The organism is Kribbella pratensis (assembly GCF_004366075.1).
In the GTDB taxonomy this organism is placed as follows: Bacteria; Actinomycetota; Actinomycetes; order Propionibacteriales; family Kribbellaceae; genus Kribbella; species Kribbella pratensis.
On record NZ_SODU01000002.1, the window covers coordinates 1,830,478 to 1,854,407 of the forward strand.

Here is a 23,930-nt window from a genome sequence, read left to right on the forward strand (position 1 = left end):
CGATCGGCGGCCGGTTGTGGGCCGTTGGTGAGTGGCGGGCGTCCGCTCATGGGCGAGGCGCGGACCTCCAGGCCATCACAATGGGCGTCGGTGGCTCGCGGTCCCGCTCAGGAGCGGCCCGCAAGGCGGATTGTGATGGCCTGGAGGTCCGCGCCGCAGCTGAGATCGCGTGTCTCGGATGGTGGGATCACAAGACACAATATGGACCCGATTGGGTAATCTCGGGGGAGCTCATCCAGAGGGACTGAGGGAAACGGCCCGTTGAAGTCCCGGCAACCCTCCCCGTCGAGCCCCCGCCCGGGGCGTCTCGCGGTGGAACGGTGCCAAATCCGTCCCGCCGCCGAGATCCGGTGTTCGCGGGGAAGATGAGAGGGGAACCTCACTCATGAGCCTGACCGCCGCCACCCACACGATCCGTGAAGGTGCCTTCGGCAACGGTACGCACCTGAGCTGTCGCGCCTGTGGGGCGAAGTCGCCGCTCGGCCCGTTCTACGCCTGTATGGAGTGCTTCGGTCCGCTCGAGGTCGGATACGAGTACCCGACCATCACCCGTGAGCAGATCGAGGCCGGACCCAAGAACATCTGGCGGTACCAGCCGCTGCTGCCCGTCCCCGTGGACGTGGCCAGCTTCCCGAACACCGAGCCCGGCTACACCCGGCTCGTCGACGCGCAGAACCTGGCCCGCGAACTCGGGCTCAGGAAGCTCTGGGTGAAGGACGACTCCGGCAACCCGACCCACTCCTTCAAGGACCGGGTGGTTGCATCGGCGTTGAGCGCCACCCGCGAGCTCGGCATGAAGGTCTTCGCCTGCCCCTCCACCGGCAACCTGGCCAACGCGGTCGCCGCGGCCGCGGCCCGGGCCGGCATCCGCTCGGTCGTGTTCATCCCGCACGACCTCGAGCGCCCGAAGGTGATCACCACGGCCGTGTACGGCGGGACGCTGGTCGCCGTCGAGGGCAACTACGACGACGTGAACAAGCTGGCCTCCGAGATCGCCGGTGAGGAGGAAGGCTGGGCGTTCGTGAACGTGAACGTCCGCCCGTACTACTCCGAAGGCTCCAAGACCCTCGCCTTCGAGATCGCCGAGCAGCTCGGCTGGCGGATCCCGCAGCAGGTCGTGATCCCGGTCGCGTCCGGCTCGCAGCTGACCAAGATCGACAAGGGCTTCACCGAGCTCGGCAAGCTCGGCCTCGTCGACGCCACCGACTACAAGATCTACGGCGCGCAGGCGACCGGCTGCTCGCCCGTCGCGCAGGCGTTCCGCGACGGCCACGACGTGGTCAAGCCGGTGAAGCCGGACACGATCGCGAAGTCGCTGGCGATCGGCAACCCGGCCGACGGGCCCTATGTCCTGGACGTCGCCCGCCGTACCGGTGGCGCGATCGAGGACGTCAGCGACGACGAGGTCGTCGAGGGCATCCAGTTGCTGGCCCGGACCGAGGGCATCTTCGCCGAGACCGCGGGCGGAGTGACCGTCGCGACGCTGAGGAAGCTGATCGCGACCGGGCAGCTCGACCCCGAGGCCGAGACCGTCATCATCAACTCCGGCGACGGGCTGAAGACGCTCGATGCCGTGGCCGACCGGGTCGGCCCCAAGGTGACCATCCCCGCGTCGTACGACGCCTTCGTGAAGGCAGGCCTGCAGTGAGTGTGAGCGTTCGCGTCCCGACCATCCTGCGGCCCTACACCCAGGGCGTGTCCGAGGTGTCCGCCGAGGGCGCGACCCTGACCGAGGTGCTCGACTCGCTCGACGCGTCGTACCCGGGGATCAAGGGCCGCGTACTGGACGACTCGGGCGAGCTGCGCCGGTTCGTGAACGTGTACGTCGACGACGACGACGTACGCTTCGCCGACGGCCTGCAGACCACGATCAAGGACGGCGGCCAGGTCTCCATCATCCCGGCGGTCGCGGGCGGCTGATTGAGCTGCTCTGATGCGTGCGGTTGTCATCTCGGAGTACGGCGTACTTCCTGAGATTCGTGAGGTTGCGGAGCCTGCGGTTGCGGACGGCTCGGTTGTCCTGAAGGTTGAGGCGACCGGGCTGTGCCGTAGTGACTGGCATGGCTGGATGGGGCATGACTCCGACATCGTGCTGCCGCATGTGCCGGGCCATGAGCTCGCCGGCACGATCGCCGCGGTCGGGGCGGGTGTGAGCGGGTGGGCGGTCGGGGATCGGGTCACGACGCCATTCATCTGCGCGTGCGGTGCATGCGAGCAGTGCCTCGAGGGCAACCAGCAGGTGTGCCCCAACCAGCTGCAGCCTGGGTTCAACTACTGGGGTTCGTTCGCCGAGTACGTCGCTGTGCCGTACGCCGCTGTGAACCTGGTGCGACTGCCCGACGACATGGATTTCGCGACCGCCGCGGGTCTGGGGTGCCGCTTTGCCACGTCGTTCCGCGCCGTCCATCAGGTAGGACAGGTCGTCGCCGGTGAACGCGTGGCCGTCTTCGGATGCGGTGGCGTCGGCCTGTCAGCGGTCATGATCGCGACGGCTCTCGGCGCCGAGGTCATCGCCATCGACACCAACCCCGAAGCGCTGCACTTAGCCCGCGAGTACGGCGCCGCACACACCATCCACGCGTCTGCAGACACCGTTGCGCAGATCCACGACCTGGGCGGTGCTCATGTCACCATCGACGCGCTCGGCTCCAACGACGTCGTCCAGCAAGCCCTGCAAGCTCTCCGCCCACGAGGCCGTCACGTCCAGATCGGCCTCCTGCCCCAAGGCGTGCAGCTGGACGTCGGCCGCCTGATCGGCCAGGAACTCACCTGGCTCGGCAGCCACGGCATGCCCGCCCACGCCTACCCCGAAATGCTCGCCCTAGTTGCCACCGGCAACCTCAACCCCCAGCACCTCATCACCCGCACCATCCCCCTCGAACAAACCCCCGCCGCCCTGGCAGCCCTCACCAACGGCACCCCCGCCGGCGTCACGATCATCACTCCCTAGCCGGTCGCTCTGGACGTCGTCATCGCCCGGATACGACGATCGGTTCCCCGGCCGAGGAGGCGATGGACCTGATGTCTGCAGCGCGATCCGAGCTCACCCACCTCGCAGATGTCCGCTACGCTCGCCCGAACGGCATCGACCTCTGCCTCGACGTACTAGGTCCGGCACCGCTGCCCACCACCCCGCTCCCGACCGTCGTACGAATCGACGGATGCCCGGGTTGGGGACCGGGTGATCGCTCGTCCGCCCTGCTGCCGTTCGCGAATCCCGCCCTCGTGCGAGCAGGCTTCCTGACCGTTGCCATCTCCGTCCGTCACAGCGGGCAGGCGATCTTCCCCGCGCAACTGCACGACGTACAGGCCGCCCTGGACTGGCTGCGCCGCAACCCGCTCGGCCTCCCTATCGATCCTGATCGCATCGGCATCTGGGGACAGTCCGCCGGGGGACACCTCGCAGCCCTCGCCGGCCTCGCGTCAGCTCGCCGTACGGCGGTGGCGAACGTCCACGCAGTAGTGACGGTCAGCGGTCCGAGCGATCTCCTCCGTCCCGGCGGCGCCCTGCGGATCGACCGCCCTTCGCCGGTCACCGCGTTGGTCGGCGGCGACGTGTCCACGCATCGCGAACAGTTGCGCGCGGCAAGTCCGATCGCGCACGTCAGCGCCGGCGCACCGCCCTTCCTGATCATCCACGGCACCGCGGACGAGACGGTTCCGTACGAGCAGGCCGAACGACTTCATCACGCACTGCTCGCAGTCGGCGCGCAGTCGCGTCTCTTGGCGATCGACGGCGGGCGTCACGATCTCCGCGACGACTGGTATGCCGTGGCGGACGAGGCCGCACGCTTCTTTGCGGAACATTTTCGGCAGTAGGTGCAAACTTCTTTCCGCAAAGCCCGGCTGCTACAGGCGGATCAGGTAGACGGTGGGTGGGCGGCCGGTTCGGCCGTGTTGTTGGGTGCCGGTGGGGGCTGCTAGGCCGGCTCGTTCGAGGCGTTTGAGGACTCGGCGGGCGGTGCGGAGCTGGACGGCTAGGTGGTCGGCTACGTCTTGGGTGGTGAGGCCGTCGGGGAGGGTGGCGGTGAGTTCGCGCATCCGGGCGAGGGTCTGGGTGTTGAGGCCGACCCGGCGGGCCAGCAGCGGGAGGCTTTCGGTGCCGCGGGCGCCGGACGGCTGGTCGCCGGAGGGCTCGATGACGATCTCGACGTCGTCGGACATCGAGACGACACCGGCGACGGAGCCGATCGAGGCGGCGCGGCCCACGGCGCGACGGGCGAGCGCCTCGGCTTCGGCCGCCGTACGGCCGACGCCGAAACCGACGTACGCCGTGCTGTGCCGGGCCGCCAGGTGGTCGAGCAGAGGCATCCGGGAGAACTGTTCGGTCGCCTGCTCCAGGAGCCCGCGGGTGGTGACGACGAGGTGCCGGCCGTCGGGGAGGGCGGCGAGGCTGCCGCCGAGCGTGATGAGGTCCGCGGCGAGCGCGTCGTCCGGTTCGGGCAGGTCGATGACGCCGAGCGCGACCTGGGCGTCGCCGACGTGCTGGCCGGTCGTGGTGAGGATCAGGGCCTGCAGGGTGGAGCGGATCGAGTACCGCGACGGCGCGAGCCGGACCGACGGCATCTCGTTCTCGATCAGGTGGAACGCCGAACCCAGGCAGCTGATCGCGACCTTCGTGTCGTGCTTCTCGCGGGCCGTGCGGTGGAACGCGACGATGTCGTCCGAGGTCAGGCCCGGCCGGTACGGCAGCACCTGGATCTGGTCCGTCGGCAGCTTCGCCTCGATCAGGGTCTCCAGCACCTCGGACCGCCGCAGCGTGTCGATCGAGAACTGGGTGACGTTGTGCCCGAGGCGCAGGAGTTCGACGAGGGCGCGCAGCAGGGTCGCCCCGTCGTACGAGACGTACATCGCCGGCCGGTCGATCACCCCGGCCTCGGTGGCGATCGTGTACGGGACGACGCCGGTGAACAGGAAGGCGTCCACGTCCGAGTGCGACTGCTCGACGAGTTCGACGGCTTCGGTCTCGTGCCGGTACGCCAGCGGCACGAGCACGGTCCCGCTCGGGGCGCCGACCACCGTCACCCGCTGGACCAGGTCCTCGGGACCGACCACGCCGACCGCAAGCGCCATCAGTCGACCCCGCCGACAGCTGAGCAGATCCTCACGCAGTCCTCCGACGACTTCTGGTCTGGCCCTCAAGTCGCAGAATAGCGCAGCGGGCTCCGAGATCTTGACGTTCAGGCCTTGCTCTCCTAGTTTCGGTCAAGACCACAACTACCGCCACCCCCTGAGGCGGATCCAGGGAGCGTCGGTGTGGTGGAGCGAAGGAGGGAGCGCGCCACCTCACTGCACTTTTACCGATGCAGTTCCTCAAGGCAGCGGATGACCAGTTCGCGCTCGCCCGGCGGCAGATCCGGCCCGTACGGATCGTGCGCGGCCGTGGCCGCTATCAGGCCTTCCCACTCGGCCGCCCAGAGCATCCGCTGGACGTAGCCCTCGATCGGCGCGTAGAACGTCGCCGCCGCGAACCGGTCCAGCCGCTCTGACGCGGTCAGGAATTCCGAGTGGTCGCCGGCCGTCCAGGCTCGCAGTACGGCGGCCGACAACTCGACCTGCGCCGACGCGATCCCGACGAGCGCCGTGTCCGCGCCCCACATGAACGACGGCCCGTACATCCGGTCCTCGCCGGTGATCAGCAGCTTTCCGCTGTCGCGCCCGGCCCAGATCGCGTCCTGGCACCCGATCGCACGGTCCAGCGTCGCCGTCTTCACGCCGAGCATCGCGTCCAGCGCGAGCAAGTCGCGGATCAACGAGGGTGGATACGGGTACCCACCGGCCTCGCCGTGCAGGTAGAAGCCGACCAGCGGCAGCCCGCTCTCGGCCGCCACCCGCTCGTGCAACGCGACCGCCTGCGCGTGCCCGTCCGGCAGTTCGCCTAGCGCTGCCAGCGGATAGACCATGACCGCATCAGCCCCACCGGCCGCAGCGGCCCGCGCCATCTCCACGGTCGCGTCCGCGGCCTCCTCCAGCGTCCGCGCCGCGGAAGACTTCGGTACGCCGACACCCGCGACGATCGGTACGTCGGTAGCGGACCGCCACGTCTCGAGCACCTTCACGCGATCGCCCGGTGACAGGTAGAGCCCCCGCCCGGTGTGCGCCCACACCGCGACGCCGCCGACAGTGTGCTTCGTGAGCGAGACGGCGTACGCGGACAAGGCGTCGTACGCGACGATGCCGTCGGAGTCCATCGGGGTGACGACCGCGGGGAGCAGTGTGCCGCGGAGTCTTTCGACCAGTGGATGCATACGATGACCTCTCAGACGTCGTGCCCGAGACCGGGGCGCTTCGGTACGTCGATCCAGCCGTCGCAATCGGCGAACACGGTCGGGGCCAGCGGGTCCTCGTCGACCATCAACGGCCCCACCAGGTCCGCCGCGACGGTCGCTCCGGGTACGGCGGCGGCCAGGTGTACGGCGGCCAGCGTCGCGACACCCAGCTCTGGCATCGACCCTACCTTCACCGCGAGCCCCGCGGCCTCGGCCACGGCGGCGATCTGCAGCGCGCGGTGGAGCCCGCCGACCTTGAGGATCTTGATGTTCAGTACGTCGGCCGCACCGCGCCGTGCGATCTCCAGGGCGTCGTGCAGCGAGTGCATGCTCTCGTCGACCATCACGCGGACGTCGAGGCGGTCCCGCAGCCGGACGAGCCCGGTCAGGTCCCAGCGCGGAAGGGGCTGCTCGAGGAGGGTGAGGCCCGCCGCGCTCATCTTGGCGAGGTACGGGAGGGCTGTGGTGGCGTCGTACCCCTCGTTGGCGTCCAGGCACAGCTCCGCGTCGGCGGGGATCGCGGCGCGGACCGCCCGGATCAGTTCGAGGTCCTTCGCCGGGTCGTGACCGCCCTTGACCTTCAGGTGCATGAACCCGCGGTCGGCGTACTCCGCGGCCTCGGCGGCCATCTCGTCGAGGGTCCCGAGGCCGACCACCCACGTGGTCTGCACGCGGTCTCGGACGCTGCCGCCGAGCAGGGCGTGGACGGGCCAGCCGCTGATCCGCCCGGCGAGGTCGAACAGGGCGATGTCGAGGCCGGCCTTGGCGACCTGCTGGCCGCGCAGTACGCCGTCCATGGTGACGTGAGCGCCCGCGCGGTCGAGCGGGTCGCGGCCGATCAGGGCCGGCGCGAGGTGCTCCTCGATCGCCGCCTGGACGCCCGCCAGCGTCTCGCCGGTGTACGCCGTCATCGGCGAGGTCTCGCCGATCCCGACGTCGCCGTCGGCCGTGTGCACCTCGACGACCAGGCTGATCAACTCGTTGCTCACACCGCTGCTGATCTGGAACGGCCGGCGGTACGGCGCGCTCACCACGCGGGTCTTGATCGCACTGATCGGCGCGGCCCCGAAGGCCTCCGATCCCCCACCCGGCAACCCGGCCGGTTCTGCTGCAAGACTCATAACCGGCTCCTAGGGTCGCAATCTGGGCGGAAAGCATTTACGGTCAAGACCGTAAATACCCTGAGCGCTCCCTGTCAACGGAAGGTGGCACCCCGATGCGGCTGGGTCTCTATCTGAACCTCTACGGCACCCCGGACGAGCGGCCCCAACTGGCCGACGCCGTCGAGCAGGCGCGGCTGGCCGAGCAGGCCGGATTCGAGTGGGTCGTGCTGGGCGAGCGGCACCTGCACCGGCCCGGGTACCACGAGATCCTGACGTCGATGACCTGGCTGGCCGCGCACACGTCGCGGATCGGGATCGCGACAGCCGGGATCGTGGCGCCGCTGTACGACCCCGTCGTACTCGCCGAGACGCTCGCGCACATCGACGTACTGTCGGGTGGGCGGCTGACAGCGGGGTTCGTGCTCGGGTACCGGCCGGAGGAGTTCGCGCTGTACGGCGTGACGCAGGCGGAGCGGGTCGCACGGTTCGAGGAAGGGCTGGAGATCCTCACCCGGTTGTGGACGTCCGAGGAGGTCACGTACGACGGCAAATTCACGTCCATCCAGGAGGCGTACCTGTCGCCCCGCCCGGTACAGACGCCGCGGCCGCGGTTGTGGAACGGCGGACGGGTGTCGGCGGTGCTGGAGCGTACGGCGCGGATGTGCGACGGGTGGACGACGTCGTTCAACGAACACGACGCAGACCTGCCGGCGAAGATCGCCGAGTATCTGTCGTACCCCCAAGGCGCCGGATCGCTTGGCCAGGAGGTCATCCTCTGCCGCGAGGGCTACTGCGCCCCCACGACCCAGGACGCGCGGCAGGCACTGGAGGAGCCGCTACGCGACCTGTACGACGCCTACACCGGCTGGAAGCGTACGTCGACGGACGCCGCCCGCTACACCCAAGGCTGGGACGAGATCGCCGACCGCAGCGTCATAGGCTCCCCAGCCCAATGCGCCGACCGCCTCGCCCACTACGAGGAGATGGGCGCCGACGGCATCATCCTCCGCATCCAACCCCCCGGCATGCCCCAATCCGAAGCCCTCAAGGCGATCGAGGCGTTCGGCAACCTGTAGAAGACCCCCGCGTGCTACGCAGCCAGTCCTCGTCGCTGCGCTCCTCGTCCCGGCCGCTACGCGCGCTCCCATCCGCCCCCGGCTGAGCGCCGGACTTCTAGCTGCCGGCTAACGCCGGCGAATTGCGGGCTGCCGCCCGCGAGTAACTGCCTGACGGGATGTGGTTATCCGGGACGTGACGTGGTGACAGGGGGACCGCGGTCTACGCGGCGACCCCGAATCTCGCCCTGGGGTAACTGGGAACACCTGCCGGGGACCGGGAACAGGCTATTGCCTATGCCCAGTCCCAGGGAGGTGTTGCAAGTGTGTTCGGCGACGCCGTTCGCGTACGTGCGGTGACTGCCTCACATGCCGCGCCGCATAGATGGGGTCGCTGTCGTAGCGCGCGTGCGGGTGGTCGCCGCGGCGCTAGCCCGCAACTCGCCGGCGCCTGCGGAGCACGCGTGGGCTGTTCAGGCCTTCAGCCCCGACATGGCGATGGAGTCGGTCAGGTAGCGCTGGAGGAGGCCGAAGACGAGGAGGCTGGGGACCACCGTGATGGTGGCGCCGGCCATGAGTTGGTTGATGGGGACGGCTTGGCCTTGGAGGGTGGCCAGGCCGACGGTGAGGGTCTGCATCTTGCCGGACTGGCCGATGACGAGCGGCCACAGGAAGTCGTTCCAGTGCCAGAGGAAGACGAAGATGCCCAGTGTCGCCAGCACCGGGCGGACCAGGGGCAGGACGATCATCGTGAAGATCCGCCACTCGGGCGCACCGTCGATCTCGGCGGCCTCGAACAGCTCGTCGGGCAGTTGCATGATGAACTGGCGCATCAGGAACACCGCCTGCGAGTTCGCCAGCGTCGGCACGATCAGGCCCCAGTAGCTGTCCACCCAGTCCAGCTTCGCGACCAGGATGTACGACGGGATCAGCGTCGCCTGGAACGGGACCATCAGCGTGGCCAGGAACGCCCAGAACATGATCTCCCGGCCGGGGAACTTCTTCTTCGCGAACGCGTACCCGGCCATCGACGCGAACAGCAGCACGCACGCCACGGACACCAGCGAGTAGAGCAGCGAGTTCACCGTCCACCGCGGGATGTCCGAGCTGGACAGCACCTTCGAGAAGTTCTCCAGCGTGAAGTTCGCCGGGTTCAGCGCGTCCGGGAACGTCCGCCCGCTCGGCGGCGCGAACGCGACCAGCACCATCGCCGCGAACGGCACGATCGTCACGATCGCCGTCAGCGCCAGCAAGGTCGGCAACGTCAGCCGGCCCCCCGTACGCCGTCCTGCCGTCGGTGCCTCCACTACCGGCCGGACCGGCGGGCGGTCGAGTACCTGAGCCATCTAGTCGTCCCTCCCGACGAGCCGGCGCTGTACGAGCGAGACGATCAGCACGATCAGGAACAGCACCAGACCGATCGCGCTGGCGTAACCGAAGTCGAAGTACTTGAAACCGCTGTCGTACAGGAAGTACACGAGCGAGTAGCTGGACCGCACCGGTCCGCCGCCGGTCATCACGTACATCGCGTCGAAGACCTGGAAGGCGCCGATGGTCTCGATCACCAGCACGAAGAACAGCACCGGCCGCAGCTGCGGCAGCGTCACGTACCGGAACCGCTGCCAGGTACTCGCCCCGTCGATCATGGCGGCCTCGAGGTACGACTTCGGCACCGCCTGCAGACCCGCGAGCAGGATCAGCATCGAGTACCCGAAACCCTTCCACGCCGACGTGACCGCGATCGACGGCAGCACGGTGCCTGACTGGCTGAGGAAGTCGATCGGACCGATGCTCACCAGCCCGAGTACGGCGTTCAGCAGCCCGTCCTGCGCGTCGTAGATCCACTTCCAGATCACCGCGGCCAGCACGATGCTGGTCACGTACGGCAGGAAGAACACGCCGCGGAAGAAGCCGCGCTTCCACACCACCTGGTGGAGCAGTACGGCGGTTCCGAGCGACAGCAGGACTGTCAGCGGGACGAAGATCACCGTGTAGGTGATCGTCACCAGCAGCGCCTCGTGGAACACCTTGTCCGACAACAGCCGCGTGTAGTTGTCGAGCGCGATGAAGTCCCACTTGCCGCTGATCCGGTAGTCGGTCAGCGAGAGGAAGAAGGCCCCGATCGCGGGCAGGAACCGGAACAGCAGGAACAGCACCAGCATGGGGGCGACGAACAGCAGACCCACCCAGGGTCTGCGCCGCGGCCCACCTCGACGACGGCCGGCCGCGGGTCCCGCCCGACCCGCGACCGTGTCGGTTGTGTCGGTCAACGCTGCCTCGAGAGCAGGTCGTTGGCCTGCTTGGCGGCGTCGTCCAGCGCCTGCTGCGGCTGCTTCTTGCCGGTCAGCACGGCCTGGATCTCGGTGCTCAGGAACGACATGATCTGCCGCGCCGCCGGGTTCGGCTCACCTGGTACGGCGTACTGCAGCGCGTCGTGGAACTTCGCCGCCATCGGGTCGGTCGACTCGGACTTGGCGTCGTTGCGCGGCGAGTAGAACCCGGACGCCTTGCTGAGCGCGTCCAGTTGCGCCGGCTGCATCATGAAGGACAGGAACTTCTTGGCCCCATCGGTGTTCTCCGAGGCCGCGTTCACGACCAGACCCCCCGGCAGGCCGAAGCCGACCTGCTTCTTGCCGGTCAGCGGTGTACCGATCTCGACGTTCGCCGCGCCCCACGTCTTCGCCACCGTTGCGGCGTCGGCCGGCACGCTGGTCATCGCCATCGCGACCTGCCCCTTGCCGAACGGCGAGTCGGCGACGACGTTGCCCGCGGTGAGCGCGGTCTTCGGGATCGCGCCCTCGTCCCACAGGCTCTTCAGGAAGGTCAGCGCCTCCAGGCCGGGGGCCTGGTTGAAGCTGACGCTCTTGCCGTCGTCGGCGAACACCTTCCCGCCGGCCTGCCACAGCAGCGGGTAGAAGTTCAGGTTCAGCGTCGCCTCCGGCGAGGCCGAGTAGTCCAGCGTGGAGAACCCGGCCGCCTTGAGCTTCGGCGCGGCCGCCTTGATCTCGTCCCAGGTCTCCGGCGGCTTGCTGATCCCGGCCTTGGTCAGGACGGTCTTGTTGTACATCGTCGTCGTGACCGTGTGGTAGATCGGGGCGCCGTACACCTTGCCCTCGACGGTCAGGCCGGGGATCGCGGCCGGCAGGAACTTGTCCTTCTCCGGGGTGACCACGTCGTCGACCGGCTCCAGCGAGCCGCTCTTCACGTACTGCGGGATCTGGTCCGGGATCATCAGCAGGACGTCCGGACCCTTCCCGCCGGAGAATGCGGCCGCGACCTTCTCCTCCCGGCCCTTCCACGGCTGGTTCTCCAGCTTCAGGTCGATGCCGGAGTTGGCCGCCTCGAAGTCGGTCTCGACCTTCTTCCAGTAGGCGTCGCTGGCCGCCTGGTCGGCGATCACCGGGTACATCCAGAGCGTGACGCTCTTCTTGCCGGCGGAGCCGCCGTCGTCGCCTCCGCCGCACGAGCTGAGCGCAGCGGCGAGAACGAGCGCGGTAAGTGGTGCCGCGATGCGGCGGACGGTCGATTTCATCGCACCCCCAGGGTGTCCGGAAGTCAGGGCCGGAAAGTGTAGAACCGAATAACGGTCAGGACCGAAAGTAGCTGGGGTGAATTTCGGCTGTCAACGGCTGATATCAATCCGGAACAGCTCGGAGCCGCTCGTCATCAGCAGTTGGTGATCCCCGCGGACGCCGAGCCGCCGGTGGGCGTGCGCGACGAACAGCGTCGGGACGGCCTTCGCCCCCGGCGCGATCCGGTAGATCTTGTTCAGGTCGATGCTCACGTAAACGGCCTCCGGCGTGGCCACGATGTCGCCGCTGGAGGTCGTTGTCCCGAGCGTGAAGGACTTCTTCAGCTTGCCGGTGTCCGGCGCCACCGCGAACACGGTCTTCCCGGCCACGCCCCACAGCAGGCCGTCCGGCCCCATCGTGACCGAGGACACCGTTGCGGCCTTCGGCACCGGCACGGTCTCCCAGAGTTTCTTCTTCTTGGCCACGTCCCACGCGAACACTGTGCCCGCTTCCCGGGTCGGCGGCGTGGTGGCCAGGCCGCCGACGATCGACGTACCGCCGTACACGATCCCGCAGTGCGAGGTGAGGCCGAAGACAGACTCGTCCTGGACGACGTTGCGGTACTTCTCCGCGGTGTTCGTCGCCGGGTCGTAGATCACCAGCGCGCCGCCGAGCCGGTCGCCGTCCGGGACGGTGCCGACCGCGATCTTGCCGTTCACCTCGGTCAGCGCGCGGGCGCGGGTCTGCAGGAGATCGGGCTTCAGGTTGAGCAGCTGCTTCGGGTTGTCCGGCGTACCGGGCGGTCCGGGGGAGTACTCCGGGCTGCTCCAGGGCTTCGTGGTGTCGTAGGAGTAGAGGCGGGCCTCCGGATAGGCGCCGATCCAGACGGTGCCGTCCGAGCCCTCCATCAGGGCCTCGACCTGGGAGAACCGGTTGAACTTCGCCGCACCCGTGGTCGGGTTGACCACGGACACGCCGCCGTTCAGGAAGCCGCCGGCGTAGATGTTGTCCTTGCCGCCCGCGACGGACAGGATCTCGATCGGCTCCCGCCGGACCTTGGTGGTGAAGATCTCGGACTTGCCGGTCTGCGGGTTGTACCGGAACTCCTCGCCGCGCCACAGGGTGCCGACGACGCTGGTGCCCGGGTAGTCGGGGAGGTTCAGGTCGGCGTACCCGATCGAGCGGGCGTTCTGGATCCGGCCGGTGAACATCAGGCCGGTGCCGGTCAGGGTCTTGGTGGCCGGGTCGTACTTCTTCAGTTCGCTGCTCTGGATCAGGTACAGCGAGCCGTCCGCGCCGATCGGGGAGATGTCCAGGCCGTGCGCGTTCGGGATCTCGTCGACCCAGGTGCGACTGGCGATGTCCCAGACGTACAGCGGGCCGGGGAACGCGGTGCTGATCCGCACATAGACGCGGCCGCCGCGGGCGTTCAGGTCGTAGACGACCTTGTCGGACGGGTCGCCGAGACCGGGTGGCGACGGCAGTTCGGTGATCGCTCCGCTGGTGGCGTCGATCTCCATGATGTGCGCGTCGGGCATCGTGCCGGCGTACACCTTGCCGCCCGCGTAGTCGATGCTCTTGACGTACGTCTGGCCCGCGAGGACGGTGCCGTAGTCGCGGATCGCGCCGGTCTGGTCGTCGTACCGGAACACCTTGCCGTTCGGGAACGTGCCGCCGTACACGTTGCCCTGGTCGTCGGTGGTGATCCGCCAGATGAAGGACTCGGACGCGATCGGCCGGCCGAGGTCCTCGACGCTGCCGCCCGGCCGCAGCCGGTACAGGTGGCCGTTGTTGTACGTGCCGACGTAGATCGTGCCGTTTGGCGTCGCGGCGACCGCGTAGCTGCCGTCCGCGCCGGGCAGCGCCGCGGAGAGCAGGCTGTCGCCGGTGGCCGGGTCGATGGCGTTCAGGTACGCCGGACTTCCGGTGGACACGTTCCAGATCGCGGTCTTGCCGTTCGGGCCGGGCGCGACGGTGCCGCCGATGAGCAGTACGTCGGACAGCGGCGTACCGAGTGAGGTGACTGTGCCGACCGGTGGTTGCTGACCGGCCTGCGCCGGGCTGGTCAGGGTTGTGCCGAGCAGAGCGACGAGAGCCATTGCGAGAAGGGAGCGGACTGATCGCATGCGAATTGCCTCCGGGGTGCCGTATTTACGGTCCTGTCCGAAAGTGAAGCTCTCGCGGCGTGGCCAAGTCAACGGCTCGGCACAATTTGCAGCTACTGGCAGCAACGGGTCCGGTTACGGCCAGACCCTAAAGCGGTGGCAGCGCGTCGAGCAGCTTCTGCAGCTTCTCGCGAGTGCGCGCGAAGTAGCTGTTCTCGCGGTGCAGCGCACGGTGGAACGCGGCGAGTTCGGCCGCCGAGATGGTGTTCGAGAACGTGCTGATCTCGGTCAGGTCGAGCCGCCGGTTGAACAGGTGCACGGTGTCCCGCCAGCGGTGCATCAGGCCGACGAGCTCTGCGTCGCGGTGCAGGCCGAGCGCGCCGGACACCAGTGCGAGATCGACCGCGGACACCACCAGCCGCGGGTACACCTGCCGGGTGGTCGGCGCGTCGGGCGAGAACCGCTCGTCGTTCAGCAGCCTGGTGTTCTCGTGCAGCTCGTTCGCGACGGCCCGCAGGACCTCGGTACGGCGTTCCGCCTCGGCCGTCAGCCGCTCGACGAAGATGCCGGTCAGCCCGGCGACCAGCGTGAGTGAGTTGACCGCCGGCTCCCAGCGCGAGCCCTGCGGCCAGAAGAACCACAGGACGCCGAGAACGAAGGCCAGTGCGAGCAGACCGTACGTCACCGCACTGACGACGGTCCGCCTCATGTGGACCAGATGTCGTCGGCGAGGCTGCGTGCCGTCTCGCCGGCCCCTTCCGGTGCGAGCAGCAGCAGTTCCAGGCCGAACGGGTTCGGGCGGCGGGCGTATCGGAACTGGGACTGGATCGCCTCGACCGGCGTCAGCTGACAGGCCTCGGTCAGCCGCTTCAGCCGGGTCGTGGAGTACTTGCGGGTGGTGTAGAGCCGGATCGTGTCGCCGATCGGCAGCACCGCCTCGGTGTGGTCCGGCAGCTCCATCCGGATCTCTTCGCCGGTGTCGTTCTGCCAGAAGATCTTCACCAGCAGCGCGTCCTCGTCCTCGACCTCGCCGACGAACTTGACCTGGTCGTTGTTGATCTTGAGGTCGGTGTTGTACCGCAGGGTGCTGGTGACGAACTCCGCGAACGCGCGGGTCTGGTGGTACTCGTCCGCGGCCGCGTCGGCGGACTCCTGGTCGAGTCGCGTCGTACTGGCCACCTCGAGCAGCAGCCGGTCCTGCGGCCGCAGCACCCGGGTGAGCGTGTCGAGCAGCTCCTCGTCGCTCTCGAAGTTGGCCAGCGTGTTGCCGGTCAGCGCGAACAGGATCGGCTCGTCGTCGACCAGCCGGGCCAGCATCTGCCCGAGCTCCTCCATGTTGTCGGCGATCGAGAAGTCGAGCTGCACCGGAAGCACCTGGGAGACCGGGAAGCGGGCGCCGCGGACCGGCTCCAGGGTGCCCATCCGGAGCATCTCCGAGCTCATGTCCACCGGGATGTAGTACATGTCGGGGTTGTGCCGGCGCATGTCGCTGAGGATCGTCCGGTCCTTGACGCCGGTGCCGACCCCGAGGCTGACCAGGTGGAAGCCGCCGTTCTCGACGTGCGGGCGGAGCTTGCGCCAGTGCCGCAGGAACGACTCCGCGCCGGCCTTCATGACCAGGTAGAACGGGTCGTTGGTGGCGTTCGCCCAGGCGATCGTCGGGCCGATTCCCCAATAGGAGAAGCCCGACGTGATCTGCTTGCCGTCACCGGACGTCGAGAACGGTCCGCGCAGGTCGCTGGTCAGGGTCGCGAGCTTGTCCGTCTGGTCCTCGCCGACCAGCACCAGCGACCACGCGAAGTCGTCGTCGGCCAGCGCATGCTCGAGCTTCCGGATCACGGGTACCGGCTCTGCCACGTCTCACCCCTCACATGATGAGAGGTCAGGTTATCGGTTACCGCCGGCTACTGCCGGTCAGACAGGGGTGACCGCGTCGGCCTCGCGGCCCTTGGGTCCGTCGACGATCTGGAACTCGACGTGCTGGCCGTCCTCGAGCGTCTTGTACCCGTCGGAGACGATCTTGCTCCAGTGCACGAACACGTCGTCCTGCCCGTCGACGGCCAGAAAACCGTAGCCCTTGTCGGCGTTGAACCACTTCACGGTGCCGCGCACCATCGAGACTCCTTGACTACGGGATCCGCTGCACCCGGATCCCTCCGGTACTTCGCGGTCCACAAGCCTAGCCCAGTCCATCGGTCGAGCGGCGCACTGTCCGCGGCACTGTGAACGCGGCGGCGAGCCCGGTCACGGCGACCGAGATACCGAGCCCGAAGGCCATCCGGTACCCGGTCATCGGCGCGGCCGACGCGATCACCGGCCCGGACAGCGCGAGCCCGAGCGAGGCCCCGAGTTGCGCGGACGAGTTGAGGACGCCGGCGGCGACACCACGGTCGGTTTCCCGCACGTACGCCGTACCCGCGGTGGTGGACGCGACGGACGCCACGCCGAGGCTCACGCCCATGACCCCGAAGCCGCTGATCAGCAGAGTCAGCGGCAGTCCTTCCGCGGGCAGCGGCAGCAGTACGGCGACACCCACAGCAACACCCGCGAATCCGGTCAACAGCGCGCGCCGTACGCCGAGCGCGCGGACTGCGGGCGGGCCGAGCAGGGAGCCACCGATCACCGCGACGTTGAAGACCGGGAAGATGAGCCCGGCCAGTGCCGGCGGCAGACGCAATGTGTCCTGCACGTACAGCGCGGCGGTCAGCATCGCCGGGCTGGTCGAGGCGGTCAACGCGGCGGCGGTGAGGTTGCCGCCGAGAACGCCGTGGGTTCGCAGCAGCGAGGGCGGGAGCAGGGGCTGCCGCGAGGTTCGCTCGATGCGCATGAAGCCGATCATCAGCAGGGCAGCTGTTGTCAGCGCCGCCCAACCGGGCCACGCGGAGAAATCCCGCGCGATCTCCGACAGGCCGACGGCCGCCAGCACGATGCCGGCCGTGACGCAGCAGGCGCCCGGGAGATCGAGGGTGACGACGCGAGTCCGGCTCCCGCGGCCTGGGAGGCTGCGGATGCTCCAGAGCAAGGCGATGAAGCCGATCGGCACGTTGACGGCGAACACCCAGCGCCAGCCTGCGACCTGGGTGATCAGGCCGCCGAGGAACCAGCCGCTCGCCCCACCCCCGGCGCCCGCTGCCGTCCACCATCCCAGCGCTCGCCGCGCCGCTTCGGGAGGCAGGGCGTCCGACAACGCGGCCAGCGCCGCGGGAGACAGGAGTGCCGCACCGGCGCCCTGGGCGAGGCGGGCACCGATCAGAACCGCCGGGGACCAGGCGAGAGCGCAGGCGAGCGAGGCGGCAGAGAACACGACGAGCCCGATCCGGAAGATTCGCCGTGCACCGCCGAGGTCGGCGGTCCGGCCACCGAGCACGAGCAGTCCGGCCAGCACGACCGTGTACGCCATGAACACCCAGGGGAGCGTGGCCGCGGCGAAACCCAGGTCCGCACCGATCGCCGGCAGCGCGGTGGTGACGATGGTCGCGTCCAGCACGACGACGAACTGGGCCACGCAGACGACTGCCCAGCCGGCCGAACGGGTCGAGATGTTTCCGGTCAAACCGCTCATGATGGAAACAGTGCCCGCGTCGGCGGATGGCAAACTGGTAAAATGCATTTTGATGGAAACAGTTGAGCTCCCACCAGGCATCCGCGAGCTGCCCGTGGTCGCGGGTGATCTCGCGCTGGACTTCGCCAACACGGTCGACGATCCCGCCGGCCCGTTGCGGCACGACCACATCGCGGACTACCGCTCGCTGCTGCACTGGTCGCTGCGAGTGGGCATGCTGACCGGGGCCGACGCGGATCGCCTGCTGCTCCGTACTGCGCCACGCCGAGCGGCGGTCGTGATCCGCCGGGCGCATCAGTTGCGGGATGCGATCAACCTGGCGGCGGGCTCGATCGCCGACGGCCACGAGCTGGAGGGATGGACCGAGCTGCGCCCCTTCGTCCGTGCGGCGGTCGACCACGCCGACCTGGTGGACCGCCGCCCGGTCTGGCCGAAGGAGGAGCTGGAGGCGCCGCTGTGGCCGGTGGCACTCGCCGCCTACGAGCTGCTCACCGGCCCTCACGCGACCCGTATCAAACGCTGCGCGGGCTGCCCCTGGGTGTTTCTGGACCAGTCCAAGAACAACAGCCGCCGCTGGTGCTCGATGGAGATCTGCGGCGTCAACCAGAAGATGCGCCGCTACGTCACGCGGCGTGCTGCTCGCCGCGTCCAGCCCTGAGCCGCACAACCGAGGCTGAGCGCTGCACCCACCAACCCGGCGCTGACCCAGAGCGGGCCGTGGAAGGTGCCGGTTCCGATCGCGAGGCCGCCCAGTAGCGGTCCGGCGGCGGCGCCGACGTTCAGGGCGGCGGTGGCCAGTCCGCCGGTCAGGACCGGCGACTCGGTGCCGGCGTACAGGGCGTACGAGATCAGTGTCGAGCCGACCGCGAAGGACAGCGCGCCTTGGACAAGGAGCAGGGCGACGGCCGGTACGACGTACGCCGTGGTGAGGGCGAAGGCGCACCACCCGAGCAGCAAGATGCCGCCGGCAACGAGTACGAGCCGGTCGTCGCGACGGTCGGCGTACCGGCCGGCGACGGTGACGCCCGCGAACGAGCCGAGCCCGAACAGCGCGAGCATCACCGGCACCCATCCCGCCCCGAGCCCGGTGACCTCCGTGAGTATCGGCGACAGGTAGGTGAACGAGCAGAACGTCGCGCCGTTCACGAGGGCACCGAGGAGCAGCAGTACGGCGAGCCGCGGTGTCACGCTGAACCGCCCGACGGTCGCCGGGCCGGTCGCACGGTTCGGGACCGAGCGCAGAATCCCGAGTAACGCCGGCAGCGAGATGATCGCGACCGCCCAGAACGCGGACCGCCAGCCGAGGTAGCGGCCGAGCACGGCACCCGCCGGTACGCCGACGATGCACGCGAGCGTCGTACCGCCGAGAAGGACGGACGTCGCGCGGCCCTTCGCGTCCGGCCGGACCATTGTGGTGGCCGTGGCGAGTGCCATGGCGAGGAAGCCTGCGTTCGCGAGGGCCGCGAGGATCCGGGTGGCCAGCAGAACCGTGAAGTCGCTGGTCAGCGCCCCGACAACGTGGACGGCGAGGAACACCGTCAACGTCACGAGCAACGTCCGGCGGCGCGGCCAGCGGGCGCCGAGTACGGCGACGGCCGGGGCGCCGACGATCATCCCGAGCGCGAACCCGGAGGTCAGCCAGCCGATGGTGGGGATCGAGACACCCAGATCCCGGGCGATGTCCGGGCCGAGCCCGGAGAGCATGAATTCAGAAGTCGCCTGGGCGAAAACGGCCAGGCCAAGGAGGTACAGCACGAAAGGCATGGAAATGCTCCGCAACCATGAGAAGACGGGTATGAGTCGTCTCCGGCGGTTCCGGCGCATGCGCACGGGAACGGCCGGTGGCTACGCTCTGTCCGCCTCCGGGCTGCTCACACCCCAAGCCTAGAAAACCGGCGTACCCACCGTCCACCTCGTTAGGCGCGGCGGGAGGCGGCGAGGCCGAGGAGGCCTGCGGTGACCAGGAGGAGGGCGCTGGTCACGCCGAGGTCGTCGGTCTGCAGTACGCCGTTGTCGGTCAGCATCCAGATCGTGGCGGCGCCGGTCAGGACCGTGCCGGCCACCACGCCGGGCACGTCCGGCCTGGTCTTTCGCTGCTGGCTCATCCGCGCTCCACCTTGATACTGCCCAGCCTGAGGTCCAGGTCCAGGGTGACCTGCTGCGGGCCGGCCTTGCCGTCCGTGCCGAGGTCGTTCAGCTTCAGTTCGGCATTATGGCCGTCCTGGTGCTGGTTGAGGAAGGCAACGTCTCCCATCTCGGTCGACACCGCGCCCTGCACGTCCACGTCCTGCGGGAGCCGCACGACCACCTCGCCGAGGCCGCCGTGGACCTGGACCTTGGCGCCCGGGCCGAACTTCGCCTGGGTCAGGTCGAGGTGCACCGACCCGGCGTCGAACTCGTAGCTCGTCCCGGTCGCGGTGATGGTCTGGGTGGACGGCGCGACGTAGTTGGTGTCCGCGAAGTTGCGCGGCACACCGGGGAACACCGTGCTCGCGATGGCTCCGACGGCCAGCAGGATGCCGAGCGGCAGCAGGGCCAGCGTGCGCCCGACGAACCCGCCGAGCAGCATGCCGCCGCCGAGTGTCGCCAGGCCGATGATCAGCATGGTCGCCGTCGGGGCGCCCGCCAGCGCGGCGATGCCGATCGCGAGGCCGGTCAGCACGACGATGATCGACTTGATCCCGCGCACGCCCTTGGCAGGCGGTCCGGCGGGGGTGCTCGCGACCGGCGTGGTGCCGGCGGGCTCGTCGATGTACAGGCCGAGGGGGTCGTCCTCGGTCCACACAGGCTGGACCGGTTCGACGGTGCGGTCCTGGGGTCGCTGTGTGGCCGAGGACGACGGACCCGCCGGGGGAGCTGACGGGTCGGTCCGAGGAGGCGTGTACGCCGTGGTCTGCTGCGGACCGGCGTACGCCGAAGTAGTCGGCGGCACCGTGTCCTGTGGGCGCCGACCCTGATTGCAGTTGCCCTTGCGCTGCTTCGCGATCAGCCAGATGACACCCACCACGATCAGCGGGCCGGGGACGAAGCGGCCGAAGTTGAACGACGACATCATCGCGATCGCGAAGAACACGCAGGCGCCGATGACCACCGGCCAGAACCACGGGTGGTCGCTCCGGACCCGGTCGCCGAGCACGCCCTGCGCGGCGGAGCGGTCACTGCCCTCGTCGGGCATCAGGACCCAGGCGGCGATGTAGAAGATCACGCCCGGACCGCTGATGATCAGCACGGCCATCACCACGCGGACCAGCACCGGGTCGATGTTCAGCGCGCGGCCGATACCGCCGCAGACACCCGCGACCCAGCGGTCCGACCTGCTGCGCCGCCAGCTCTGGGGGTTCTGCAGGCGGTTGCGGTCGAACCCGGCGGGTCCACTCTGGTTCTGCTCCATGCCATCGATACTGGCGCGAATTCACCCCGGATCACATCGGGGATGCCCCCTGAGGACCCCCGGAGTCGCTCGCCGTCCGGACGACACAGTCGGGGTTCTCCCCGAGCCGACCCTGACTTCATCGGAGAGGCGTGTGAGGAGGCGGCCCGGGACAAGCCTGCTGGTGTCGGACCGGTCCGCATGTGACGATCGTTGTGATGAGCCAGCCAGCAGCCGCGCCGCCGGGCGGGTCCTCCGCGAACGGAGCCCCACCCGAGCCGCCGCCTGGGCAGAACCAGGATCAGTGGCGCTTCAAGGGCTGGGGACCGCAGGGCCCGGGGCAGTACCAAGGCCCGTACGCCGCCTACGCCGCGCGGATGGGCAACCAGGCCGGCCCGAGTGGTCCGCCGTACTCGTCCACGCCGCCGCGGCCGGCCGCGGAGCCGACTCGTCGGGCGTACCGGCGTACCGAAGGGCGCGTCGTCGCCGGTGTGGCCGGCGGGATCGCGGACCACCTCGGCGTGTCGGACACCGTCGTACGGCTGGTGCTGATCGCGACCACGGTGTCCGGCGGCTTCGGCGTACTGATCTATGCGGCGCTGTGGTTCCTGATGCCGCTCGCGCCGGAAACCGTGCCGGATGCGCCTGGGCTGGCCGCGCACACACGTAAAGGGCTGCGCACCGACGAGCCGGCGCCGCCGGTCGCCGAGGCGAAGCAGCGGACGCGGGAGAAGAGTCGCGGGCAGCTGCCCGCGCTGGTAGCCATCGGCATCGGCCTGGTCCTGCTGCTGCAGGTCGCCGGGCTCGGCATCGCCGGGAAGCTGTTCTGGCCGCTGGTGTTCGCCGCGACCGGTCTGGCACTGATCTGGCGGCAGGCGGACGAGAGCCAGAAGGACAAGTGGACGCGCGACGTCCGGGTCCCGATCCTCGGCCTGGTGCTCGGCAAGGGCGGCTGGAAGTCGCTGATCCGGATCGCCGTCGGCCTGGTCCTGCTCGGCACCGCGGTCACCTTGTTCCTGGTACAGAACGGCCGGCTCTCGATGGTCGGCGACGTACTGATCGCGCTGCTGCTCGCCGTGGTCGGGATCGGAGTCATCGCCGGGCCGTGGGTGCACCGGCTGACCCGCGACCTGAACGCCGAGCGCGCGGAGCGGGTGCGTTCGCAGGAACGCGCCGATATGGCCGCACACCTGCACGACTCGGTGCTGCAGACGCTGGCGCTGATCCAGAAGCAGGCCGAGGACCCGAAAGCGGTGGCCCGGCTGGCGCGCTCGCAGGAGCGCGAGCTGCGGTCCTGGCTGTACGACGAGGAGCACGACGCCGACCAGACGATCGTCGGCGCCGCGAAGCAGGCGGCCGCCGAGGTCGAGGACTCGCACGGCGTACCGATCGAGGTGGTCACGGTCGGCGACTGCGACCTGACCGAGCCACTGGCGTCGATGGTCCGGGCCGCCCGGGAGTCGATGGTGAACGCGGCCAAGCACTCCGGCGCGGCGAAGATCGACGTGTTCGTCGAGGTGGACGGCGACCGGGTGGAGATGTTCGTCCGCGACCGCGGCAAGGGCTTCGCCGTGGACGAGGTCCCGGACGACCGGCTCGGCTTGCGGCACAGTGTGATGGGCAGAATGGAACGGCACGGCGGACGCGCGACGGTGCGGTCCGATCCCGAGACAGGCACCGAAGTGCGACTGGAGATGGACAGATGAGCAGCAGGCGCGTTGTCGTCATCGACGATCACGACATGTTCCGGGCCGGGGTACGCAGCGAGATCGGCAGCGCGGTCGACATCGTCGGGGAGGGGGCTGACGTCGACAGCGCGGTCAAGGCGATCGTCGGCACCGAGCCGGACGTCGTACTCCTCGACGTCCACCTGCCGGGCGGCGGTGGCACCGAGGTGATGAAGCAGGTGCACCAGCGGCACCCGGACATCAAGTTCCTCGCGCTGTCGGTGTCCGACGCCGCCGAGGACGTGATCGGCGTGATCCGGGCCGGCGCCCGCGGGTACGTCACCAAGAACATCTCCGGCACCGAGCTCGTCGACGCGATCAACCGGGTCGCCGAGGGCGACGCGGTGTTCTCGCCGCGGCTGGCCGGCTTCGTGCTGGACGCCTTCTCCGGCGCGATCGACATCGCCTCGGTGGACGAGGACCTGGACCGGCTGTCACAGCGGGAGCGTGAGGTACTGCGGTTGATCGCGCGGGGCTACGCCTACAAGGAGGTCGCCCGCGAACTCTTCATCTCGGTGAAGACGGTCGAGACCCACGTCTCCTCGGTCCTCCGCAAACTCCAACTCTCCAACCGCCACGAACTAACCCGCTGGGCCACCGACCGCCGCCTCGTGTAACCACCCCACGCTTTAGCGCGCGGCTACCGCGCGATTTCCGGCTACCGCCGGGGCGACGACACTGTGGTGCCACCCGTTCTACATCAGTTGGATGTGGGGGTCGCGATAAATGGCCGAGGTTGTCTTGCCGCTTACCGTTCGCGATCTGACCGAAGCCGACCTGCCCGCCTGCGGGTGGTACGGGACAGCGACGGATCTTGCGTACGTAGCCGAAGCGATCCAACGTGCTGGCCGCGGCGAGGTCGACTACTTGGCGGTCTGTCCACCTTCCGGTCTGCCAGTTGCGGTCGGTGGGGTCGACTACACCAAACCACCCGGCGCGGCGACTATCTGGCAACTGTCGGTCCAGGCGGAGCTGCGCTCGTGCGGGATCGGCTCAGTCCTGATCGGGGCGTTGGAGCAGCGAGCTCGAGACCGCGGACTCCGCTGGGTCGAGTTGGGCGTGGACGACAACAGCTCGCGGCCGCGCGGCTTGTACGAGCGGCTCGGCTACGTGGTGAGCGGCAACGAGATCGCCTCGTGGGACCAGGAGGCTGCAGACGGGTTCAAGCCCATTGCCGTTCAGTTCAGGGCGTGGGCGAGCTGTCGATCGCGGTAGTGGGAAAGAAAT

The 23,930-nt window shown here is 69.0% G+C and carries 23 protein-coding genes and 1 riboswitch; of the genes, 9 read left to right on the forward strand and 14 right to left on the reverse strand.

Annotation, left to right across the window (positions count from 1 at the left end; translation table 11 throughout):
• Positions 1-228: 228 nt before the first annotated feature.
• A riboswitch (SAM riboswitch) is annotated at positions 229-372 on the forward strand.
• Between the two features lie 13 nt (positions 373-385).
• The 4 genes from thrC (at position 386) to EV137_RS23745 (ending at position 3,819) form a co-directional block, all read left to right on the forward strand.
• Positions 386-1,648: a threonine synthase gene (gene thrC, locus EV137_RS23730; RefSeq protein ID WP_134130770.1), complete on the forward strand. Its 1,263-nt coding sequence runs from the start codon at positions 386-388 to the stop codon at positions 1,646-1,648.
• Positions 1,645-1,920, forward strand: a complete 276-nt coding sequence (locus EV137_RS23735; RefSeq protein ID WP_130383007.1) for a ubiquitin-like small modifier protein 1 — start codon at positions 1,645-1,647, stop codon at positions 1,918-1,920. Before thrC ends, EV137_RS23735 begins: the two co-directional genes overlap by 4 nt.
• Before the next feature lie 13 nt (positions 1,921-1,933).
• Complete coding sequence (locus EV137_RS23740) at positions 1,934-2,950, forward strand: zinc-dependent alcohol dehydrogenase family protein (protein WP_134130771.1); 1,017 nt, start codon at positions 1,934-1,936, stop codon at positions 2,948-2,950.
• A gap of 71 nt (positions 2,951-3,021) precedes the next feature.
• Entirely contained in the window at positions 3,022-3,819 is a 798-nt protein-coding gene (locus EV137_RS23745; protein WP_166679991.1) for a prolyl oligopeptidase family serine peptidase, read from the forward strand.
• A 30-nt stretch (positions 3,820-3,849) separates the two neighbouring features.
• Here the strand turns inward: EV137_RS23745 and EV137_RS23750 are convergent, their stop codons facing one another.
• The 3 genes from EV137_RS23750 to EV137_RS23760 all read right to left on the reverse strand — a co-directional run bounded on the left by EV137_RS23750 (position 3,850) and on the right by EV137_RS23760 (position 7,390).
• Positions 3,850-5,073: a response regulator gene (locus tag EV137_RS23750; RefSeq protein ID WP_134130773.1), complete on the reverse strand. Its 1,224-nt coding sequence runs from the start codon at positions 5,071-5,073 to the stop codon at positions 3,850-3,852.
• Between the two features lie 224 nt (positions 5,074-5,297).
• Positions 5,298-6,248 (reverse strand): dihydrodipicolinate synthase family protein, encoded by a 951-nt coding sequence (locus EV137_RS23755; RefSeq protein WP_134130774.1) that lies wholly within the window; start codon positions 6,246-6,248, stop codon positions 5,298-5,300.
• 11 nt (positions 6,249-6,259) lie between these two features.
• Positions 6,260-7,390: a mandelate racemase/muconate lactonizing enzyme family protein gene (locus tag EV137_RS23760; RefSeq protein ID WP_134003779.1), complete on the reverse strand. Its 1,131-nt coding sequence runs from the start codon at positions 7,388-7,390 to the stop codon at positions 6,260-6,262.
• Between the two features lie 95 nt (positions 7,391-7,485).
• On the opposite strand from EV137_RS23760, the gene EV137_RS23765 reads away from it, so the two are divergent.
• Positions 7,486-8,448, forward strand: a complete 963-nt coding sequence (locus tag EV137_RS23765; RefSeq protein ID WP_134130775.1) for an LLM class flavin-dependent oxidoreductase — start codon at positions 7,486-7,488, stop codon at positions 8,446-8,448.
• Between the two features lie 452 nt (positions 8,449-8,900).
• Here EV137_RS23765 and EV137_RS23770 read toward each other — a convergent pair whose 3' ends face one another.
• From EV137_RS23770 to EV137_RS23805, 8 genes are all read right to left on the reverse strand, one after another.
• Entirely contained in the window at positions 8,901-9,773 is an 873-nt protein-coding gene (locus tag EV137_RS23770) for a carbohydrate ABC transporter permease (RefSeq protein ID WP_134130776.1), read from the reverse strand.
• Positions 9,774-10,613, reverse strand: coding sequence for a carbohydrate ABC transporter permease (locus tag EV137_RS23775; RefSeq protein WP_238156812.1), 840 nt, complete (start codon positions 10,611-10,613; stop codon positions 9,774-9,776). It lies immediately after the preceding gene.
• Between the two features lie 80 nt (positions 10,614-10,693).
• Positions 10,694-11,959, reverse strand: a complete 1,266-nt coding sequence (locus EV137_RS23780) for a sugar ABC transporter substrate-binding protein (protein WP_134130777.1) — start codon at positions 11,957-11,959, stop codon at positions 10,694-10,696.
• A gap of 90 nt (positions 11,960-12,049) precedes the next feature.
• Positions 12,050-14,038, reverse strand: a complete 1,989-nt coding sequence (locus EV137_RS23785; protein ID WP_238175507.1) for a ligand-binding sensor domain-containing protein — start codon at positions 14,036-14,038, stop codon at positions 12,050-12,052.
• 154 nt (positions 14,039-14,192) lie between these two features.
• Positions 14,193-14,753 carry a hypothetical protein gene (locus EV137_RS23790; RefSeq protein ID WP_134130779.1) on the reverse strand — a complete coding sequence of 187 codons (561 nt, stop codon included), beginning with the start codon at positions 14,751-14,753 and terminating at the stop codon, positions 14,193-14,195.
• Positions 14,750-15,901: an L-histidine N(alpha)-methyltransferase gene (locus EV137_RS23795; RefSeq protein WP_134003791.1), complete on the reverse strand. Its 1,152-nt coding sequence runs from the start codon at positions 15,899-15,901 to the stop codon at positions 14,750-14,752. The genes EV137_RS23790 and EV137_RS23795 overlap by 4 nt, the downstream gene beginning before the upstream one ends.
• A gap of 57 nt (positions 15,902-15,958) precedes the next feature.
• Positions 15,959-16,159, reverse strand: coding sequence for a cold-shock protein (locus tag EV137_RS23800; RefSeq protein ID WP_130382983.1), 201 nt, complete (start codon positions 16,157-16,159; stop codon positions 15,959-15,961).
• 64 nt (positions 16,160-16,223) lie between these two features.
• Positions 16,224-17,606, reverse strand: a complete 1,383-nt coding sequence (locus EV137_RS23805; protein WP_166679992.1) for an MFS transporter — start codon at positions 17,604-17,606, stop codon at positions 16,224-16,226.
• A gap of 52 nt (positions 17,607-17,658) precedes the next feature.
• On the opposite strand from EV137_RS23805, the gene EV137_RS23810 reads away from it, so the two are divergent.
• Positions 17,659-18,264 (forward strand): CGNR zinc finger domain-containing protein, encoded by a 606-nt coding sequence (locus EV137_RS23810; RefSeq protein WP_166679993.1) that lies wholly within the window; start codon positions 17,659-17,661, stop codon positions 18,262-18,264.
• Here EV137_RS23810 and EV137_RS23815 read toward each other — a convergent pair.
• The 3 genes from EV137_RS23815 to EV137_RS23825 all read right to left on the reverse strand — a co-directional run bounded on the left by EV137_RS23815 (position 18,225) and on the right by EV137_RS23825 (position 20,997).
• On the reverse strand, positions 18,225-19,370 hold the full coding sequence (locus EV137_RS23815) for a Cmx/CmrA family chloramphenicol efflux MFS transporter (protein WP_134130782.1): 1,146 nt from the start codon (positions 19,368-19,370) through the stop codon (positions 18,225-18,227). The two genes, EV137_RS23810 and EV137_RS23815, sit on opposite strands and share 40 nt — an antisense overlap.
• A 152-nt stretch (positions 19,371-19,522) precedes the next feature.
• Positions 19,523-19,711: a hypothetical protein gene (locus EV137_RS23820; RefSeq protein ID WP_134003799.1), complete on the reverse strand. Its 189-nt coding sequence runs from the start codon at positions 19,709-19,711 to the stop codon at positions 19,523-19,525.
• Positions 19,708-20,997, reverse strand: a complete 1,290-nt coding sequence (locus tag EV137_RS23825) for a PspC domain-containing protein (RefSeq protein ID WP_134003801.1) — start codon at positions 20,995-20,997, stop codon at positions 19,708-19,710. Before EV137_RS23825 ends, EV137_RS23820 begins: the two co-directional genes overlap by 4 nt.
• A 197-nt stretch (positions 20,998-21,194) precedes the next feature.
• Between EV137_RS23825 and EV137_RS23830 the strand changes: the two genes are divergently transcribed.
• The 3 genes from EV137_RS23830 (at position 21,195) to EV137_RS23840 (ending at position 23,918) form a co-directional block, all read left to right on the forward strand.
• Positions 21,195-22,682: a PspC domain-containing protein gene (locus EV137_RS23830; protein ID WP_134003803.1), complete on the forward strand. Its 1,488-nt coding sequence runs from the start codon at positions 21,195-21,197 to the stop codon at positions 22,680-22,682.
• A complete protein-coding gene (locus EV137_RS23835; protein WP_134003805.1) occupies positions 22,679-23,320 on the forward strand; it encodes a response regulator in 642 nt (213 codons plus the stop codon). The genes EV137_RS23830 and EV137_RS23835 overlap by 4 nt, the downstream gene beginning before the upstream one ends.
• A gap of 109 nt (positions 23,321-23,429) precedes the next feature.
• Positions 23,430-23,918, forward strand: a complete 489-nt coding sequence (locus tag EV137_RS23840) for a GNAT family N-acetyltransferase (protein WP_134130783.1) — start codon at positions 23,430-23,432, stop codon at positions 23,916-23,918.
• The last annotated feature ends 12 nt before the right edge of the window (positions 23,919-23,930 follow it).